This window comes from Sphingobacterium sp. UBA2610, from assembly GCF_002339225.1.
GTDB lineage: Bacteria > Bacteroidota > Bacteroidia > Sphingobacteriales > Sphingobacteriaceae > Sphingobacterium > Sphingobacterium multivorum.
In genome coordinates, this window is sequence record NZ_DDKA01000023.1 from 682,932 (window position 1) to 702,204 (window position 19,273).

A 19,273-nucleotide genomic window follows, 5' to 3' on the forward strand; every position below is an offset into this window, starting at 1 on the left:
GTTTATAAAAAACCTGTTAGTCCCCGCTAACAGGTTTTTTATTTACCCTAAAAAGAAAACAAAATAAATAGTAGTATATTTTATTGGAAATCAATAGCAAATAGTCAAAAAATGTTAAAAAGTAAAAAAAACTCCAATCAGTTGAAACATTTCTTGAACTTACTACGTTATATAGGTACTTTTCATAAATTTAGGTTAATAATTGGTTAGGAAAACTCCTGTTGCTCCCCGCTTCGGGAGTTTTTGTTTATCAGCACTTTAAGGAAAATAAAAAACAAAAAATTTCATCAAGAGGACCAATATTTGAAAACTACAGGATGAAATTTGTTTTTAGTCTACCCCCGTTTTGATCTTTCAACAAAACTTCAAAAAAAACAAATTTCAGACAGAAATTTTAATAACAAAAAAATGACAATATGTTCATGCTAAGAAAATAAGTTTTGGCATAGGTATTGCACTGTTTTAAGCATTCATAAATTTAGGTTAATAATTGGTTAGTTAAAACACTTGAAGTTCCCCGCTTCAAGTGTTTTTTTTATAGCGTTATAGCAAAAGCAAATTAGAATTTAGCCTCTTATAATTCGTTAATGGTTTCCACCAACTGTTTCAATGCAATTTCATATGCTCGCGATGATATATGTGTCTTTTTGGAGGAAACGGTCCTAATTTTCTTTAATGCTTCAAAAATCACACTGGAAACATCCGAAAAAATTGCGTCGTCACTAATTTCGATATTAGGTTGCATTAAATAAGCAAATACTCTCGCCATACCACAATTGGCAATAAAGTCAGGTATGACCGCAACATGCTGATCTGCGAACTCCATAACAGGCCCATAAAATATTTCTTGATCTGCAAATGGCACATTGGCACCTGAAGCGATCACCTCAAGCCCATGACTTATCATGTGTTGGATCTGATCTTTTGACACTAAGCGGGAGGCCGCAGCAGGCACAAAAATATCCGTTTCCAGGCTCCATATTTCTTTTTGTATCTGATCAAAGGGAATCAGATCCGGAGAACAAAGCTCATTGCCTTTGCGCTCTAAAAACAAACGGGTAATATCTTCCTCTCCAAATCCTTCCGGATTGATCAGTCCGCCGACTCGATCAATTATACCAACTATTTTTACACCAAGTTTAGACAGATAAAATGCCGCTGCGGCAGCAACATTACCCCAACCTTGAATTACCGCTCGCTTTCCAAAGCAATTTTCGCCAAAAAGTTCATAATAATGACGAATTGACTCTGACACGCCATATCCCGTGATCATATCTGCCACTTTGTACTTGCGCTTCAGATCCGGGCTGTAGGAGCTATCTTCCAATACTTTGGAAACCCCATAACGCAATTGTCCAATTTGATGAATACGATTGCTTTCATTCACCTTAAAGTGACCATTCAAAATGCCTTCTTGCGGATGCCATAGTCCATATTCTTCCGTCAACGGTATTACATCATGAATTTCATCAATATTCAAATCTCCACCTGTCCCATAATAGTTTTTCAATAGCGGTGTGACAACCTTAAACCAACGTTCTAAGACTTCATTTTTCCTTGGGTCAAGTGGGTCGAAATCAATTCCAGATTTCGCGCCTCCTATTGCAGGGCCCGATACCGTAAATTTGACCTCCATTGTTTTTGCCAAAGATTCTACCTCATGCCTATCCAATCCAGCCCGCATTCGGGTCCCCCCGCCAGCTGCACCTCCACGTAAGGAATTGATAACAATCCATCCCCTGGCATCAGTTTCACTATCTTTCCATTCGAAAACAATTTCCGGACTTTTGTGCTCAAAAGCCCGCAATAATTCCTTCATCCCTTCCATACTCCTATAAGTTCCCTCGGCGTTCCTGTTCACGTTCTATTGCTTCAAAAAGAGCCTTAAAATTTCCTGCTCCAAAACTTTGTGCCCCCTTACGTTGGATGATTTCATAAAATAAAGTTGGTCGATCCTCTACCGGTTTTGTAAAAATTTGCAGCAAATAACCTTCTTCATCACGATCAACTAGAATACCCAGTTCTTGGATGATCCGTATCTCTTCATCAATTTTTCCAACTCGTTCGGGCAACATATCGTAATATGCTTCGGGAGGAGCACCCAAAAATTCTACCCCCCTTGCTTTAAGTTCCCGCACGGTGGCCACAATATCTTTGGTTGCTAGAGCCGCATGCTGAACACCTTCACCCTCATAAAATTCAAGGTATTCTTCTATCTGCGATTTTTTCTTTCCTTCGGCAGGCTCATTAATTGGAAACTTAACAAAACCATTTCCATTGCTCATCACTTTACTCATCAAAGCCGAATATTCTGTATTAATTTGCTTATCATCAAAAGATAAAATATTGACAAACCCCATCACATCCTGATACCATTTTACGGTTTCATTCATCTTATTCCAACCAACATTACCTACACAATGATCAACATAAAGCAGTCCAGTCTCCGTTGGATTGTAATCGCTTTCCCATTTTTCATATCCCGGCATAAATGGACCAGAATAATTGCGGCGTTCAACAAACATGTGAACGGTTTCGCCATAGGTATAAATGCCTGCTGTCCAAACTTCTCCATTTTCATCCTTCAGAAGTTGTGGTTCCTGATAGACTTTCGCTCCTCTATTTGTTGTTTCTTCAAATGATTTTCGTGCATCATCGACCCAAAGAGCCAATATTTTGACACCATCACCATGTTTTTTAACATGCGCTGTTATAGGATGGTCAGATTTCAATGCCGTGGTAAGCACTAAACGTATTTTATTTTGTTTTAACACGTAGGATACACGGTCTCGAACACCTGTCTCCGGTCCGGCATACGCATCCGACTGGAATCCAAAAGCTGTTTTGTAATAATGTGCGGCCTGTTTGGCATTGCCAACATAAAATTCAATATAATCTGTGCCATTAATCGGTAGAAAATCTTGCGCTTGGGCAATTTTTTCTGCAAATGTATTTGCCATAATTTATATAAAGGTTATTCGTTTATTTTCCTAACTCATCCAAGATTTATAATAATCTGGATCTTCTATATCGAGTGCTTCTTGGGTCAACATCAGTGGTCGAAAAGGATCGATCATCACGGCCAACTCCTCGGTTTTCACTTGCCCAATGCTTTTTTCCACCGTCCCTGGATGAGGTCCATGTGGTATACCACCTGGATGTAACGTTATCTGTCCCCTTTCCACAGATTTTCGACTCATAAAATCGCCATCCACATAATATAGGACTTCATCTGAATCTACATTACTATGGTTATATGGTGCTGGAATCGAATGCGGATGGTAATCATACATACGAGGGCAAAAACTGCATAATACAAAATTGTCTGTTTCAAAGGTCTGGTGAACGGGTGGTGGCTGATGCAATTTGCCTGTTATCGGCATGAAATCATGAATCGAAAATGCCCATGGAAAATGATAGCCATCCCAACCAACAAAATCAAATGGATGGCTCCCATAAACATACGGATAAATCATACCCTGCTTCTTGATCTTCACTTCAAAGTCACCCAGTTCATCAAAAGTTTCCAAATTTTGAGGTACCCGAATGTCCCGCTCAAAAAAGGGCGCATGTTCCATCAATTGACCAAATTCATTGCGATAACGTTTGGGCGTACGTACAGGAGAAAATGATTCAACAATAAACAGCCGATTATCTTCCTGTTCAAATTCCATTTGATAAATCGTTCCTCGGGGGATTACCAAATAATCTCCATACTTGAAGGAGATACTCCCATATCCAGTCCTGAGTTTTCCCATCCCCTGATGGATGAAGACAATCTCATCTGCCTGGCTATTTTTATAAAAATAGTCATCCATCGACCGACGGGGAGCTGCTAAGGATATATGTAAGTCCTGATTAACCAACACAGGGGTCCTGCTTTCGAGGTAGTCATCTTTTGCCTGTACCTGAAATCCCTTTAGACTGGTATGTTTAAGATGTTTGTCGCGGGCAATCCGGGGAGACACATCATAAGGCTCGCTGATTTGTTTAACGAGTGTGGGTGGATGACAATGGTACACTAAGGAATAAAGACTGGAAAAACCATGTGTGGATACTAATTCCTCGGCATAAAGCGTGTTATCGGGCTTTCTAAAAACAGTATGTCGCTGCATTGGAATTTGCCCTTGTTTAACATAAAATGGCATAATTCTACGATTTAAACGGTTATAAAATTAAATGAATATCCAAATTGCCAATAGAACTATCGACAAGTAGTAAGAGAGAAGATTAGTATTGTGCAAAAACGATATCAGCTATGATTGCTTTATTAAAAGCAACATAGGGCATGGAGGACGCAAAGCGATGTACACCACGATTGATCATTTTTTATAGTTTATAATGCTTTAATAAAGGTAAGAATATTTTTCTGTTTTCAAGAGAAGAAATATTTTTTTCAAATCTTATACAATATATTTGTGTCGAATGCTAACAACATTGAATAACCAAATAGAACACTTCATATATGAGAATTGTCACTAGCACTAAAAATGGTCAACAAGAATTGGGCATTGTTATAGACGACCGCTTTTATAGTTGCTCAGCCATCGATCAAAACCTTCCCACAACGATGTCGGACTTCCTCAAAGGTGGCGAAGATACCATGAATCAGCTACAAATCCTTGAAACAGCTTTGCGCCGCGGCGCTATAAACAGGCCCTATCATCTACTAGATGACATCCAACTCATCGCACCCGTGCCGCAGCCAGCATCTTTTCGTGATGCTTACGCATTTCGACAGCATGTCGCAACCTCGAGAAGAAACCGCGGGCTGGATATGATCCCTGAATTTGATGAATTTCCTGTTTTCTATTTCTCCAACCATCAGTCCATACAAGGACCTGGCCCCGTTCGATGCATGCCCCTGCATTTAAATCAACTGGATTTTGAACTAGAAATTGCAATAGTCATCAATAAACCGGGAATAAATATTCCCGCTGCGCAGGCGGATGAGTATATTGCAGGCTATATGATCATGAATGATTTTAGTGCCAGAAAACTTCAAATGGATGAAATGAAATTGAGTTTGGGCCCTGCCAAGGGCAAAGATTTTGCAACAGCAATTGGACCTTACTTGGTGACAAAGGATGAATTGGAACCTTATAAGGTTCAACCTGCAGCAGGACATATTGGCGACTGTTATTCGCTCAATATGACTTGTAAAGTAAACGGCACGCAAGTCTCAGCGGGCAATTTTGCGAGCATGCACTGGACTTTTGCAGAAATTATTGAGCGGGTTTCCTATGGTGTACAACTTTACCCCGGTGATATAATCGGCTCTGGAACAGTCGGAACAGGTTGCTTTCTTGAGCTCAATGGTACCGCACGCATAGCGGATCCTAATCATAAAGACCAGTGGCTCAACCTTGGCGATGAGATTGAACTCGAAATCACGGCGCTCGGAAAACTTTCCAATTCTATTGTATTATACCATTCATAAATATACGGATATGACCTCTTCCTTTGAAACCATCACCTTTGAATCTGTTAAAGACAAAGCGATTATAGATAATTTAATTAAATACGCTGTTGCACCGCGGCCAATTTGTTTTGCAAGCACGATCGATAGCAATGGAAACATAAATTTAAGCCCCTTCAGCTATTTCAACCTGATGTCCCATCAGCCGCCCATCTGTGTTTTCTCTCCATTGCGAAGGATGCGTGATGGTAGTACCAAACATACATTGGATAATATCCAGGAGGTTAATGAAGTTGTCATCAATATCGTGAACTACGCTATGGTCCAGCAACAATCCCTTGCCAGCACCGAATATGCCAAGGAAATAAATGAATTTGATAAGTCGGGTTTTACGCCTATCCCCTCTATTCAGGTGGCACCACCGCGTGTAGCCGAATCGCCAGTCCAGCTGGAATGCCAGGTCAGAGAGGTTGTCGCATTAAGCAATGAGCCAGGAGCTGGCAATCTCGTTATCGCCGAGATCCTCTATATGCATGTTCATAAACACTTATTGGGCGAGAACAATACCATTCAACAAAAAGATTTGGATTTGGTAGCAAGGCTCGGTGGTGATTGGTATTGTCGTGTAACCGACGAGAACTTATTTATTGTCCCGAAGCCCCTCCGTAGCTTGGGAATTGGCATAGATCAACTTCCAGAAAAAATTAGATTTTCGAATGTATTAACCGGAAATCACCTGGGGTTGCTGGCTAATGTTGAAACACAACCAACAATAAAAGACCCACAGCAAGAAGATAAATACTTCAACTATCTGAAGCTAAATTTCGAAGATAGCCCATCAAAATTCACGCAAAAAGTTCATGAATACGCTGCCCAACTATTAGATGCGGGCAAACTTCATGAAGCGTGGCAAATTTTATTAAGGGGCTAGTATAATTAAGTTCCAGAAAATAGTACGTTCAAACTCTTAGACCGTCCTATTTTCTAGAACTCAATGCTAAAGGCCAATTAGTTTTCCTATTGCTCAGCTGATATTTTAGTGATTATTTAAAGCCTCCTCTTTAGCAACACGCAGTCCATCGCGAATCAGTTTTTTCAAATTTGGATATAGGGTAATAAATTCCAAGAGCCTCTGTTCGGCCTGAGTAGATAATTGCTCTTCATCATTAGCCCAGGCAATTTCAAATAATTCAACCAAACCTAACCAATGATCTGCATTTTCCGGCCCCAATTGACTGAAAATTTCCAGCCAGATCTTTTGATTAAATCCGTTGTCCCGCAAATTCCGTATCGCAGCATGACACTTCACTAGTTTAACATCTTCCGTTTCGGTAGGTACTGAAGATAGAGCCTGATCCAAATGCTCCTCAACCAAATCATAGGCATCTTTATCTGCAGCGCCCGCAAATACAGATACAATTTCTGCTCCGACAGCCATATCGTATGTTCCCCATTCAGGTTTAAAATACACCTCTTCCCCATTGCTACGGTATACCTCACATCCGGTAAATGAAATCAAAACAATCTTACCCAAATGACGTACAACTCCTTGAACAATTCCTGATACAATAATCCCAGAAGCAAAGTTTAACGAACACTGCCGCCCTTCCGCTATACCATATTGAATCAATGTTGTTTCATCAAAATCGGCTAAGTTACGATCGGCACCTAGCAAGTGTCCCACCGGAGAGCCAAACCCTTCACTATGATAATTTATACCATGGCCTTCAAGTTGTTTACCCGCTACAGCCAAAGCTGTAGGTCCTTGTGTTTGAATATAAGAGAGATTTTTATCCGCGTTGGCCAACTTAAAAACGCCCGACACCTGCAAACCGGAACTATATTCCACAGTGCAAACAGCTTTACAGTCTATTGCCTTGTCAAGGCTCTGTTTGCCCCCTACGCGAAAAGCCATGGTATCAGCAAATTTATCCAATACGAGCTTTAGGTGTTCAAAATCCGGTGTAACAAATAGCTGTGGTTGTGGTTTGGTAATATCATAAGGATATTCGATTGCATTTAAACCATACGCCAACTTAGGCACATCTTTCTGCATGCAGCTTGCGCTTTCTCCAATGGAAGACAGTAAACCAGCTCCATAAATTTTGGGGTTATGAAGATCTCCAATAAGTCCGTATTCCACAGTCCACCAATGCAACCTGCTCAACAATGCCATCTCCGAAGGCTCGCCCATATTATCTTGAATGATCTGCAAATTTTTCTCTGCTTCCGCCAACTCAGCCGCCGTTGTTGTAGCGTGTTCTTTTAAAATAGATAGGTGACGAATAGCTTCGTAGAGTTCAAAATCTTTGCCCGAAGAAAGTGCTTTCGTGCCAACCTCCCCAAAATACTGCAAGTAGGTCGCATAATCTGGCTCACCGATTATAGGTGCATGTCCCGAAGATTCGTGGATAATGTCTGGTGCCGGTGTATATTCGATATGTTCCAATTGACGTATGTCTGCAGCAATAACAAGTACGCGATGTGCCTGAAATTCCATAAAAGCAGCCGGCGGAATAAATCCATCCACTGTCACTGCCCCCCAGCCAATTAATTTTAGACTATCGTTCATGTCCTGTAGGTTCGGGATGGTCGCAATGGATAATCCCGCTTTCTTCAATCCAGGAATATAGGGGTAATAGGCTACATCTTTTAAAAAAGAATAATTCTGACGCATGACATAACGCCACAATGCTTGATCCAGCGCGGTGTAACGTTCATATCGTTGGGCTACTACATAGCGTTTCAAATGTTTGGGCAACCGCTCCAAAACAATATTATTATATGTTTCCATCTATAATTGGTATGAAAATAAAGTATGAGACTCCTATATGAAGGTAGAAATTATTTATGGTTTAAGAAAGAATCTTTACGTTAATTTACGGCTTTTAGCAAAATATTACAAAAGTATACCCTCACAAACCTTACTAAATAACTTTAAAATAAGTTCTTTTTCCTAATTTAATTTTAAAACACACATTCAAGTCAACCATTAGCTCCGCATTCAGCTGTTTTATCGTATCAATCTGCACCGCACCGCCCATAATCAATCTTCGCATAGCTGACTTTGTTCCCCCCTTTAGGAAATGACATAGATCGACCAGCTTAACTTGTTCACCAAACTGGTCGCGCAATAGTTGACCCGATACCTCCTCAAAGACCTTTTCTTCCAATTTCTTGCGCTGAAATTGCCTGACAAAATAATCAACAGCACTGGTCGCAAACTCGTCGCCATGGTATTGAGCAACTAGATTCTGTGCAATAAGTTTCTTAATTTCCATTGGATTTTCCCCCATTTCAATACGGGTTTTCATGGTAAGTTTGGTTTCCTGATTGAAATCAGTAGTCAAGTCAATATATTCCGGAATTAAAAGATCAGGAATAGACATGGTTTTACCAAACATTTCATTCGGTTCATCCAAAAGACCAATCGTGTTGTTTAATGATTTACTCATTTTTTCTTTTCCATCCAGCCCGCGCAATAACGGCATACACAGCACGATTTGCGGATCCTGTCCAAATGATTCCTGCAGCTGCCGGCCCATCGCGCAATTGAATAGCTGGTCCGTTCCCCCCATTTCGATATCGCTATTGACATGTACGGAGTCAAAGCCCTGCAATATCGGGTAAAGCAATTCATGCATGGCTATTGATTGGTTTTCGTTAAAACGCTTATTAAAATCATGTCGTTGCATCAACTGTGCAACAGTGACTTTCGATACCAGCTGGATAACAGCTGCAAAATTTAATTGATCCAACCAGTCTCCATTAAAAACAATTTTCGCTTTTGAAACATCAATAATTTTAGACAGTTGTGCAATGTAGGTTGCCGCATTGTGAGCGATCGCATCCTGGCGCAAAGGCTTACGGGCTTTATTTTTTCCTGTAGGATCGCCGATACGGGCTGTAAAACTACCAACGAGGATCACGATTTCGTGCCCCAGTTCCTGAAACTGCCGTAGTTTCTTTAACACAACAGCGTGCCCTAAATGAAGATCCGGAGCTGTTGGATCAAAACCAAGTTTTATAATCAGTGGTCGGTTCTTTTCTTCAGCCTCCTTCAACTTCGATGCAAGTCCCTCCTTCGGTAAAATAATCTCGATATTTTCTGCTAACTCTTTTAACATGGTGTGATATAAAATAAAAAAAGCCCGAACGTTATGTTCGGGCTTAGCTATAAATAATAATTGAATTTCTTAATTTAATAGGCATAGGGGTCCCGAACGATTATCGGGCGATAATAATTAAAGAAAAATGGAAGACGTAATATGTTGTTCATTTTCTTCATTGCTTGACAAAGGTAGCGCTATATTTTTTAAATTCAAAAATATTCGCATCCACACTTGCTTCGATATGCATTTTTAAATTATCCACCCGTATTTTTATCCATCAATTTTCCCGCTCCATTATAAACATACTTTTCTGTATTCCCTTTATCCTTTTTCTCCACGACCTTTTGCACTAACAATGAATTCTTAAAATACTCATGGTAAAAGCAGTTATTAACGCTATATTTCCGCTCAACAAGATTATTATTCTGATATAGATCCGTGTAATCAATTTTAGCTTTCCGATAGGTATGTTTTAGTAATTGACCATTGGCATCAAATGACTTTGATTCCTGTACCTGACCACCACAATTCAATTTGGCACTGTACATCAACGTATTGTCTAATCGATAGTCGGCTCTGGTATGGTCAAAATCATTTTCAACCGTGTAATAATTATCAAAAAAGACTTTTGTCACTTTTTTACCCCTATTGGCAGCTCGGTAGAATACCGTCTTTTCCTGACTGATTTTCCCATTCTTAAAATTACGCTGCACACTTGAACTATCCGTTATCATATATTGAAAGTCTGGCAAGGCAGCAGATCTCACATTCATTTGCTCCAGCACACCATGCCGTACGATAACATCACCGGTACGCCCATCTTTTTCAATTTTAAAATCACCGTCGACAATGCCATCCTGATTAATGGTAATAAATGCATTGGAAAGTCCCATAAATTGATTCTTCTGCAGAATATATTTACCCTGTTTCAATTTCGTCTCCTTACCTTTTTCTAGTATCCGGATGGTATCCTTTGGATATTCCGACAAATGCAATTGATAACGATCTTTGTCCAAGCGAACATACTCTTGCGCAACTCCCAACTGAACAGCTAAACACAAGCATAATAATAGGATAAAACGTGATTTCGACATAATGTAATAAAATTGTTGCAATCATAGTAATACAATTATTACACCAAAAATTAAAGTACAGTTGATTTTCCAAACAATTCCCCAATACGATAGATGCTGTAGTACCCTCATATTGCAGAACAGACAAGCTTAATCGTGAAATGAAAAAAGGGGAGTTATTTATCAATAACTCCCCTTTTTTCAAAACCAATTCGTACTGGTAACCATCGTATGAATAACATTCGAGAACTAAACAGACTCTAAATATTGTGCATAACAATACCCTTCTTCATTATCTTTGGTTCTGACCAACCACCATTGATCATTAGCCTTACTAATCAATGTGATGATTTCTCCTTTAGCAGCTTTTCCCACGATAGGCTGGTCTGTACCGGGACCTTTTCGAATGTTCAAATTGCTATTTTCTGTTATAACTTTCACCTGGCTTCCGGGCACTTCTGTAGCCACATCTACATTTAAGACCACATCTCCGGTTTGGAAATTAGGATCTATATTACCGTAGATTTCCCAGAGCTTATTTTTCACATCTGCTGTTGGTGCGGTACCACGAATTTGCAATACGCCATCCATTTCGGCATAGTTCAAGTCATTTACACCTGAAGATTGTGCCGTATCTAAAAGAACCTTATATTTTTCCTGCAATGACATAATTTCACTAGTTTATTTTTTGACAACAATACCACTTAAATCCACTTTTTTGGGATTTAAGTTATCCAAACCTTGTTTTAAAGTAATTATCTTAGCTTGCTCCAAAGTACCTGTAACTGCGATCACACCGTCCTTTACACTGGCCTGTACTGTAGGAAAATCCTTCATAAACGTATTCACTGCTGCGCCAAGTACCGCATCATTATTGGATACCTCAATAGGAGCTGGCGTTGAAGACACTGGTGCGCTAACGATAATATTGTTTTGAATAGACTTGACGTCTTTATCACCTGCTGTTTTAGCAATCGATTCCACTTGTTGCTTTTCTTCTTCGGAAGCAACTGTACCACTTAAGATAACTTTCCCTTTTTCAACTTCAACGTCGACTGTTTTACGCCCCGTGAGTGCATTTTCGATCTTTTCTTCCAACTTATCATCAGACAAACCTGATTTGCAGGCCGTGAAGGAAAGTACAACCGTAGTTGCCAATAGACAAAATGTTAATTTGCTCAATTTCATAAGACCAATTTTAATTTATTAATTCCAACAATAATCCTAACAAACTCCCTACACAATTGTTTGTTCATTTTTTTTTAAACTTAAATTCCCTTGCCGGATCGTAATTATATAATTAAATTTAGGAGCAGAGGTATTCATGATGGTTTCATTCGGATCATTTTCTCCGCTACGGTTATAAAAAACGCTTTGAGTAACAGATACGCACGTTGATTATTCAATCAAACAGCTATTAATTATGGGATTTTTGAACACTATTTTTGGTAAAAAAGAAAATAAAAAGGACAGTATAACGGAGTTTTGGGATTGGTTTAAAAAAAACGAACAGGCATTTTTTCAAATCGTCAAGGCTGGAGAACAAATTGATCAGCATTTTTTCAGCAAACTTTCGCCGAAGATCGATGCTCTCCGCAAGGAGCTGTATTTTTTAACGGGAATGTACGATGATAACACCGCAGAACTTGTAATCACCCCTGACGGTGTCATCAAAAACATTGCGTTCGTAGAACATCTGATCGCTTCTGCTCCAGCATTAGCGCATTGGAAATTTACCGCATTAAAACCCGCTATTGCGGATATGGAAAAATTCAAAATCACGATGTATGGCTTCACTTTTGACATCAAGGATATGTTCTTTTATCCCATTCAACATAGATACCATCCGGATGAAGTTGATATTGTTATTGTTCACCCCGATTATACGGAAGAGCATAAGGCCAATATTTCCCATGGTATAGAAATATTTCTCGACAATTACATTGGTGAATTGAACTCGATCATAGCCATAGACAACCTGAATGTAACCTCAAAAGAGCTTGCAACAGAAGAGCTGATTCCACTACTTAAATTAAAAGACTATTTGATCTGGAGGGAAAAGGAATTTGTGGAAAAATATACCGACGTTAGACACCTAACTGCAGATGATACATACACCGCTTTTGAGGGCACCCTGGAGAATGACTTACCCATCTTTGCCATCATAAATACGACCTTGTTGGACTGGGATGGAAAAGCTTCTCATCCTTGGATAGTTACATTAAAGATTAGCTATGACGGAACAGCAACCAATGGCATGCCCGATCAGGAGACTTACGATTTAATGGATAAATATGAAGAAGAGTTAATGAATAGTCTTCCAAATGATATTGGATTTCTTAATATCGGTAGAGAAACTGCCGATAGCCTAAGGGAAATTTACTTGGCTTGTACAGAATTCCGAAAAGCCTCACGAGCGATCGATCGATTAATCGAACAATACAGGGAAATTCTTCAAATTGATTATAGCATCTACAAAGATAAATACTGGAAAACCTTCGAACGATTTTATAAACAAATAGAATAAGTCTCCCGTACAACTGCCATAAGTTCTACTAAAAGTACTTGATGAATTATGCTTTATTTATATGAATAAAATCATTCTTTTGATTATTATCCTTGGCATTGGCCTTATCACATACAAAACCATTCAAAGGAACACGCTTTTGGCCGTTGTTGATAAGGAAGAAAATGCCCCTTCAGACTCCTTCCGCTATACGATGGCAATAAAGGAAGTAAAAAAACGCATCACAAACAACAAAAAGTACAATAGTGACATATCCTTTCTCTTGGATATGAGAAGACCCTCGGGAAGAAATCGTTTTTTTGTCGTCGATCTAACAACAGACCGGATTCTTGATCAGGGCCTGGTGGCCCATGGATCCGGTTCCGAAACCGGAAAAAAGAACCATTTGCAATTCAGCAACACGGATAACTCTCATGCGACGTCGCTAGGTAGCTATGCTATCGGCAGCTCGTATAATGGGAAATTTGGAAAAGCGTATAAATTATACGGCTTAGATAGCTCCAATAGCAATGCATATGCTAGAGACATCGTTCTACACAAATATGACCGCATGCCCTACGATGAACAAGTTGATCCAGTATGCCTCAGCGAAGGCTGCCCTATGGTAAACGTCGAATTCTACAAAAGACTACAGAACCTGATTGACTCCTCAAAGAAACAAATCGTCTTACATATTTATTATTGATCACCGGCTATCCTCTTTGATCAAATTCAATAAAACCTGATACGGACTTTGAGATACAATAAGAGCTTTCAACCAAGCAATAAATCCCATAATAAATAAATCTTTATTTTCTTTGTCCTCCGCCATAGTTTGAACAGCTGCCCGAAAGGATTTCCCTTGAATAACTGCTGGATTTAAAAGATATTTCTCTACCAATTTGGCAAAATCAATCACTCTGTTTTCCTTGACATTCAGCAAGTATTTTTTATACCTACCGACAAAGCTTTTTAATTTCAAGGTTGCCAAATCGATGTGATCGAATTGAATATGGATCAGAATTTCAAGCAGACTCTTCCGAATCGTCCACAACATGCCCATTTTCTTCTCGTACCAAGCATCTGTTCGAATCAACTGCCGAAGCTCAATCAATGCTGTTTTATCTTCAAATTGCGTTAAAAACATCACCAAACACAACTGTAGATCCGCAAGATCAACCTCACTTGATTTTGGTGAGGCTTGCTTAATCCCCGCCCTTAACACGGAAAGACCTTTTACTCCATCGCCAAGGTAATGGAAATTCAATGCCATCAACAAATGGCACCGCAGCTGAAACTGGACTCGAAAAACCGTATTTCCTTGAGATAAAACTTCATTCAAGCGTTCTAAATACCCGATGCTCTCGTTAAAGAATCCGTTCCTCAAATTAAAATTGGCCAGATAATACAAAATATGAAGATAGTAAAATAGCTGATGCGCCGATGGTTCATCGTACTTCATCAAAAAATTATCTGCTGTTTTTAAAAAAGAATGAACCAGTGTATAGTTTTGATGTATTGCGGCATACTCATTTGCAATATACAGAAGTTGATAGAGTGATTTAAATGATAAGAGATCATCCAAAGAAATACTGTATTTACTCAGTACACTCAAAATCAACTTATTGATATCAATTATTTTTGCTTTCAAATGAATATCCTGCAATGCTGAACGCAATAGCGCATAAGCAATCTGAAATTTTGCTTCTTGCTGCAGTTTTTGCTGATTTTCGGTAAAACGATCGATAAGCAATTCCAAATTGACATTCAAATCTAAATGTGCATATTGTAGTCTGATTTGCAAGATTTCGTTCAGCAAACTAAACTGCTCCAGAACAAGAGCCTTGTCCTCAGCCCGTTGAAGGCATTTGAATCCAATCTTAATGAACTGACTTTCCAATAGAAAACGGCCCACAACAAATAATCTCAACGCTTCGTGGGCTTCACTGTTGTCTCGTTCAAAAACCTTATTTGAAAGAAAAAACAAAAGACTATCATGAAGTCTTTTCCTCAATGCGTGATAAGCATCCCGGTTTTTAATGGGATCATATAACTTTTTTAGCTTATTTATATCATCAGTTTCTATAATATCAAGTAACTTGATATTTTTCACATCATTTCGCTTATTCTTTTGTTTCAAAAAGGTTTTAAAATCCCTAATATCATCTTTATTCAATAATAATAGGAGATCCGATATCGCGTCCGCCATAGCTAAAATTTAGAATTAAACAAATATATTAAACAAAATTATATCGTCAGTATTCTTATAAATTCAAGTTTTAAAATAATTAGTTCCTATCGATATTTGAATCATAAAACAACAACAAATTAAAACTAAAACAAGAAAATTATGGAACCGCTAAAAAACATGATTGAAGAAAAAAAGGCTGAAAGAAATTTAGACAAAAGAAACCCATTTAAACCAACAGGAGCATTTATCGGAGCCTCCTGGACTGCATTATTGGTTGGTACCGTTGGCTATTGTGTAGGTTTATGGAATGCAACAATGGCATTAAATGAAAAAGGGTATTATTTTACAATTTTACTATTTGCGCTATTTGCGGTTATCTCCGTTCAAAAAAGTGTAAGAGATAAAGCAGAAGGACTAGCTGTTACCGAATTGTACTATGGTTTAAGCTGGTTTGCAACAATTGCTGCGGTCGTGCTATTAACTGTAGGCCTATGGAACGCGGATCTGCTGTTAAGTGAAAAAGGATTCTATGCAATGTCCTTCTCATTGAGTATTTTTTCAGCTATCGCAGTACAAAAAAATACACGTGATGCAAAACTGATCGATGACAATGAAATAAAACTTTAGCGGGTGCCGATCCTGCAGCCTCTGCGTAGCAAGCTGCAGGATCTTTCAATCTCTCGTAAAGCAAAAAAGGAAGAGCTTCTCATGGAGCTCTTCCTTTTTTTAAGTGGATTGTTTAAGCGGTGCAATAGGAAGGTAAACGAAAAATGCACTTCCAGTACCAAAAACACTTTGCACATCAATCTCTCCCCCCATGCTTTCGATAAATTCCTTGCTTATGCTTAACCCCAAGCCTGTTCCTTCCTTTGTACCCCCCGGAACACGGAAATACCGATCAAAAATCTTCGCTAAATATTGTACCGGGATTCCTTGCCCCTGATCTTCAACACGCAAAAGCACCCTGGCGCCCATTCTTTTGACAGCAAGACAAATCGCCCCCCCTTCATCGGAATAACGAATTGCATTGGACAGTAGATTCGTCAATACCCATGCGGTCTTCTCGTTATCAATAAAAACCATCGGCAGTTCCTCTTCCAGTTCAACCTGTAGTCGAATTTTCTTTTGGTCAAGCATTGAACGATTGGCTAACAGGGCATAATCTATAATCGGTCCGATTGTCGCCGGATTCAGCTTCATCTGAATGGTACCACTCTCCACTTGTGCAATATCCAAAAGTTCTCCCGTAATTTTCAGAAGTCGCTCTGTATCATCAGCAATTCCTTCAAGCAAGTCTTTTTGTTCTTCATTCAACGCTCCAATCCGCTTATTCTCGAGCAATTGGATCCCCATGCGTATTGATGCGATTGGAGTCTTCAGTTCATGAGATACCGTTCCAATAAAATTTGTTTTTGCGACATCACGTTCCTTAAAACTTGTCACGTTCTTCAACAAAATAAATTGTCCAATAAACTGCGAACTCTCCTCTCCCGTTGGTACAACATTAATGTCGATAACCTCCAGTTCAAAGTAGTTATCTTTTCCATAGGCAAAGATCTGAACTAAATCCAGACGCTCAGATTTCTGATTTAAAGAGTCAATCTTATCGAGAAGCTTATTAAGTAAATCATTGGAAGATGCTATTTCCGCTAATTTTTGCCCTTCAAATTCTGCGTGTTTTAACCCCGAGAGCAAACAAGCGGGTTCATTTGCAAAAAGCACTCTTTTTTCCTCATCTATCCCTATAACGGCATCATGCATATTATCAATAAGCGCTTCAATTCTCTTTTTATGCTGCAAGATCTTACCCAATTTACTTTCTGTATATTCCTCGAGCTTTTGAGCCATTGTATTGAACGAATGCGCCACTTCTCCAAATTCATCCTTTCGCTTAAAGTGAAGTCTCCTTTTATAGTTCCCAGCAGCAATTTGTTTAATACTATCAGTTAATTGTACAATTGGGCCAGCAATGGCTAGAGGGAGGTTCACAAGCAATACAAATGCCATCATAAAACAAAGCGCACCTACAATGGAGATGGCCAAAATTGCTTTTTCAGCTGTTGCATTGGCAATATTATTTTTGTGTTCAATCGCCTGCATATTAAGATACATTAACTGAAATATATCTTTGTGCAGGTCAGCAGCAATTGTTGCATCTTTCACCTGTTTCTTTAAACTCAAAAAGTGTTGATCTATACGTCCGGTCACCGCCCGTTCTCCAGGCTCGGTTACATTGCGCTTCTGGAGTCTTAAATTATCTTCAAATAGCGCCATGCTCTTCCCATTCGTATGAAGGTCTTCCAAAGCCAGCAACATATTTCTGGAATAATGCAGCGTATTATAATTGTCGACTAAAATATTATTGGTATCTTTTTTTAATCGATAAACATAATACCCACTCACTATCGCAAGCAGCAAGATCATAGAAAATAAAAATCCTACCCCGAATGTCAGCTTTGCTTTAAGTTTCATTGGATTCGATATTCTTCAATTTTTCGATACAAAGTAGCGATGCCGATTTCTAACAATCGAGCTGCTTCAGCTTTATTTCCATTCGTATGTTTTAATACACGTTGTATATGCTGCCTCTCCATGTTGGACATTGCAAAGTTTGACAAGACGTTTGCCCCTTCCCTATACTCACGTTCACCAAAAGGAAGGCTCTCCACACCTAATACGCCACCCTCACTCAAAATCACACTGCGTTCAATCACATTTTTCAGTTCACGGATATTTCCCCGCCATAAGTTGCCTTCCAAAGCCTGCACAAACTCAGGGGTCATCTGCAACGGTTTCAAGTTGGATTTTAAAGCAAAGATATCAGCGTAGTATTGCGCCAATGTCGCTATATCTTCAATGCGCTCGCGCAATGGCGGTAATTCAATCGTGAAAACAGAAAGCCTATAAAATAGATCACTCCTGAAATGGTCTGATGCAATTTCGGTTTCGAGATTTCTGTTGGTTGCTGCTATGATGCGCACATCCACTTTCGTTGGTTTGGAGTCCCCAACTTTTAAAAACTCGCCAGTTTCCAAAACACGAAGAATTTTAGCTTGAAGTTCCAAAGCCATCTCCCCGACTTCATCCAGAAAAATAGTCCCCAAATGCGCTTCTTCAAACAAACCACGTTGATCCTTAGTCGCACCAGTGAAAGCACCGGATTTATGGCCAAACAACTCATTTTCCAGCAAATCTTTTGTAAATGCGGCACAATTAATCGCCACAAAACTACGATCTCTTCTTGAACTCGCCTGATGGATTGCCTGTGCAAAAACCTCCTTACCTGTGCCGGTCTCGCCCGTTAGCAAGACCGTTGTATTTGTAACAGCAACTTTTTGTGCCATGCCGATGGCCGCTTTTATTGCACTGGATTTCCCAATAATCTTATCAAAAGAAAGTCGGTCGCCTAATCGTTTTTCTAACTGCTCCACCCTTCTAGCTAATGCAACCTTTTCACAGGCTTTATAAAGCAACGGTATAATGCGATTATTGTCATCTCCTTTCGTAATGTATTCAAAAGCACCATTTTTTATCGCCCGAACGCCATCCGGAATATTCCCGTATGCCGTCAATAAGATAATCTCTACAATTGGATATCGCTCTTTAATTAATTTAGCCGTTTCAACTCCATTACCATCAGGTAGCTTCACATCACAAAGTACAACATCTACATCACTGACTTCAAGCTTTTTTAACCCCGATTTAATGTCAGCAGCCTCGATCACATCAAAACCTTCCAGGCTAATAATTTTGGCCAGCAATTTCCGAAGCTTCTCTTCGTCATCTATAAGGAGAACTCTATTCACAATATTCGTTTTTTCAAAAGTACAATTTGTCCCAAGCAAATAGTAGAAAAATAAACAATTTGACTATTCCTCAAAAAATTTCCCGACATCAAAATAAAAACGCTATATTTGTAGCGCTCAACATCGTTAAAACTGCATGTAAGATTAAAATTCTTTAGAACGAAAT

At 39.2% G+C, this 19,273-nt stretch carries 16 protein-coding genes; 5 read left to right on the forward strand and 11 right to left on the reverse strand.

The features are described from left to right. Positions 1-574: 574 nt before the first annotated feature. From B4Z47_RS18715 to B4Z47_RS18725, 3 genes are read right to left on the reverse strand one after another with little or no spacing between them, the layout of a single operon-like run. Positions 575-1,861, reverse strand: a complete 1,287-nt coding sequence (locus B4Z47_RS18715) for a Glu/Leu/Phe/Val dehydrogenase dimerization domain-containing protein (protein WP_236560153.1) — start codon at positions 1,859-1,861, stop codon at positions 575-577. Continuing rightward, entirely contained in the window at positions 1,833-2,960 is a 1,128-nt protein-coding gene (hppD, locus tag B4Z47_RS18720; protein ID WP_070569291.1) for a 4-hydroxyphenylpyruvate dioxygenase, read from the reverse strand. The genes B4Z47_RS18715 and hppD overlap by 29 nt, the downstream gene beginning before the upstream one ends. Before the next feature lie 30 nt (positions 2,961-2,990). Further along, entirely contained in the window at positions 2,991-4,148 is a 1,158-nt protein-coding gene (locus B4Z47_RS18725; protein ID WP_070569289.1) for a homogentisate 1,2-dioxygenase, read from the reverse strand. Between the two features lie 317 nt (positions 4,149-4,465). On the opposite strand from B4Z47_RS18725, the gene B4Z47_RS18730 reads away from it, so the two are divergent. Together B4Z47_RS18730 and B4Z47_RS18735 are read left to right on the forward strand one after the other, a co-directional pair. Beyond that, on the forward strand, positions 4,466-5,440 hold the full coding sequence (locus B4Z47_RS18730) for a fumarylacetoacetate hydrolase family protein (protein WP_286710306.1): 975 nt from the start codon (positions 4,466-4,468) through the stop codon (positions 5,438-5,440). Between the two features lie 10 nt (positions 5,441-5,450). Next, the gene (locus tag B4Z47_RS18735) at positions 5,451-6,350 is read left to right on the forward strand and encodes a flavin reductase family protein (RefSeq protein WP_070569284.1); all 900 of its coding nucleotides are present in this window, start codon (positions 5,451-5,453) and stop codon (positions 6,348-6,350) included. Positions 6,351-6,455: 105 nt separating this feature from the next. On the opposite strand, the gene B4Z47_RS18740 is transcribed toward B4Z47_RS18735, so the two are convergent. From B4Z47_RS18740 to B4Z47_RS18760, 5 genes are all read right to left on the reverse strand, one after another. Next, the gene (locus B4Z47_RS18740) at positions 6,456-8,213 is read right to left on the reverse strand and encodes an aromatic amino acid hydroxylase (protein ID WP_070569281.1); all 1,758 of its coding nucleotides are present in this window, start codon (positions 8,211-8,213) and stop codon (positions 6,456-6,458) included. Between the two features lie 133 nt (positions 8,214-8,346). Next, positions 8,347-9,546 carry a tyrosine--tRNA ligase gene (tyrS, locus tag B4Z47_RS18745; RefSeq protein WP_286727718.1) on the reverse strand — a complete coding sequence of 400 codons (1,200 nt, stop codon included), beginning with the start codon at positions 9,544-9,546 and terminating at the stop codon, positions 8,347-8,349. Between the two features lie 239 nt (positions 9,547-9,785). Further along, the gene (locus tag B4Z47_RS18750) at positions 9,786-10,625 is read right to left on the reverse strand and encodes a hypothetical protein (protein ID WP_070569277.1); all 840 of its coding nucleotides are present in this window, start codon (positions 10,623-10,625) and stop codon (positions 9,786-9,788) included. A 228-nt stretch (positions 10,626-10,853) separates the two neighbouring features. Next, entirely contained in the window at positions 10,854-11,273 is a 420-nt protein-coding gene (locus B4Z47_RS18755) for an SH3 domain-containing protein (protein ID WP_046675658.1), read from the reverse strand. A 12-nt stretch (positions 11,274-11,285) separates the two neighbouring features. Further along, the gene (locus tag B4Z47_RS18760; RefSeq protein WP_070569274.1) at positions 11,286-11,792 is read right to left on the reverse strand and encodes a BON domain-containing protein; all 507 of its coding nucleotides are present in this window, start codon (positions 11,790-11,792) and stop codon (positions 11,286-11,288) included. Between the two features lie 235 nt (positions 11,793-12,027). Here B4Z47_RS18760 and B4Z47_RS18765 point away from each other — a divergent pair, with 235 nt between their 5' ends. Next, positions 12,028-13,131 (forward strand): DUF695 domain-containing protein, encoded by a 1,104-nt coding sequence (locus B4Z47_RS18765; protein WP_286710303.1) that lies wholly within the window; start codon positions 12,028-12,030, stop codon positions 13,129-13,131. A 61-nt stretch (positions 13,132-13,192) separates the two neighbouring features. Then, positions 13,193-13,816 carry a murein L,D-transpeptidase catalytic domain-containing protein gene (locus B4Z47_RS18770; RefSeq protein WP_286727719.1) on the forward strand — a complete coding sequence of 208 codons (624 nt, stop codon included), beginning with the start codon at positions 13,193-13,195 and terminating at the stop codon, positions 13,814-13,816. Here B4Z47_RS18770 and B4Z47_RS18775 read toward each other — a convergent pair whose 3' ends face one another. Then, a complete protein-coding gene (locus tag B4Z47_RS18775; protein WP_115047854.1) occupies positions 13,817-15,319 on the reverse strand; it encodes a hypothetical protein in 1,503 nt (500 codons plus the stop codon). Positions 15,320-15,460: 141 nt separating this feature from the next. Between B4Z47_RS18775 and yiaA the strand changes: the two genes are divergently transcribed. After that, positions 15,461-15,928: an inner membrane protein YiaA gene (gene yiaA / locus B4Z47_RS18780; RefSeq protein ID WP_046675653.1), complete on the forward strand. Its 468-nt coding sequence runs from the start codon at positions 15,461-15,463 to the stop codon at positions 15,926-15,928. 99 nt (positions 15,929-16,027) lie between these two features. Here yiaA and B4Z47_RS18785 read toward each other — a convergent pair whose 3' ends face one another. Together B4Z47_RS18785 and B4Z47_RS18790 are read right to left on the reverse strand one after the other, a co-directional pair. Further along, a complete protein-coding gene (locus tag B4Z47_RS18785) occupies positions 16,028-17,773 on the reverse strand; it encodes a sensor histidine kinase (protein ID WP_286727720.1) in 1,746 nt (581 codons plus the stop codon). Beyond that, complete coding sequence (locus B4Z47_RS18790) at positions 17,770-19,107, reverse strand: sigma-54-dependent transcriptional regulator (RefSeq protein WP_112374412.1); 1,338 nt, start codon at positions 19,105-19,107, stop codon at positions 17,770-17,772. Before B4Z47_RS18790 ends, B4Z47_RS18785 begins: the two co-directional genes overlap by 4 nt. Positions 19,108-19,273 lie beyond the last annotated feature (166 nt).

Coding starts and splice junctions, on each gene's coding strand:
- hppD (WP_070569291.1), bottom strand. CDS start 2,960: ATGGCAAATACATTTGCAGAAAAAATTGCCCAAGCGCAAGATTTTCTA.
- B4Z47_RS18725 (WP_070569289.1), bottom strand. CDS start 4,148: ATGCCATTTTATGTTAAACAAGGGCAAATTCCAATGCAGCGACATACT.
- B4Z47_RS18730 (WP_286710306.1), top strand. CDS start 4,466: ATGAGAATTGTCACTAGCACTAAAAATGGTCAACAAGAATTGGGCATT.
- B4Z47_RS18735 (WP_070569284.1), top strand. CDS start 5,451: ATGACCTCTTCCTTTGAAACCATCACCTTTGAATCTGTTAAAGACAAA.
- B4Z47_RS18740 (WP_070569281.1), bottom strand. CDS start 8,213: ATGGAAACATATAATAATATTGTTTTGGAGCGGTTGCCCAAACATTTG.
- tyrS (WP_286727718.1), bottom strand. CDS start 9,546: ATGTTAAAAGAGTTAGCAGAAAATATCGAGATTATTTTACCGAAGGAG.
- B4Z47_RS18750 (WP_070569277.1), bottom strand. CDS start 10,625: ATGTCGAAATCACGTTTTATCCTATTATTATGCTTGTGTTTAGCTGTT.
- B4Z47_RS18755 (WP_046675658.1), bottom strand. CDS start 11,273: ATGTCATTGCAGGAAAAATATAAGGTTCTTTTAGATACGGCACAATCT.
- B4Z47_RS18760 (WP_070569274.1), bottom strand. CDS start 11,792: ATGAAATTGAGCAAATTAACATTTTGTCTATTGGCAACTACGGTTGTA.
- B4Z47_RS18765 (WP_286710303.1), top strand. CDS start 12,028: ATGGGATTTTTGAACACTATTTTTGGTAAAAAAGAAAATAAAAAGGAC.
- B4Z47_RS18770 (WP_286727719.1), top strand. CDS start 13,193: ATGAATAAAATCATTCTTTTGATTATTATCCTTGGCATTGGCCTTATC.
- B4Z47_RS18775 (WP_115047854.1), bottom strand. CDS start 15,319: ATGGCGGACGCGATATCGGATCTCCTATTATTATTGAATAAAGATGAT.
- yiaA (WP_046675653.1), top strand. CDS start 15,461: ATGGAACCGCTAAAAAACATGATTGAAGAAAAAAAGGCTGAAAGAAAT.
- B4Z47_RS18785 (WP_286727720.1), bottom strand. CDS start 17,773: ATGAAACTTAAAGCAAAGCTGACATTCGGGGTAGGATTTTTATTTTCT.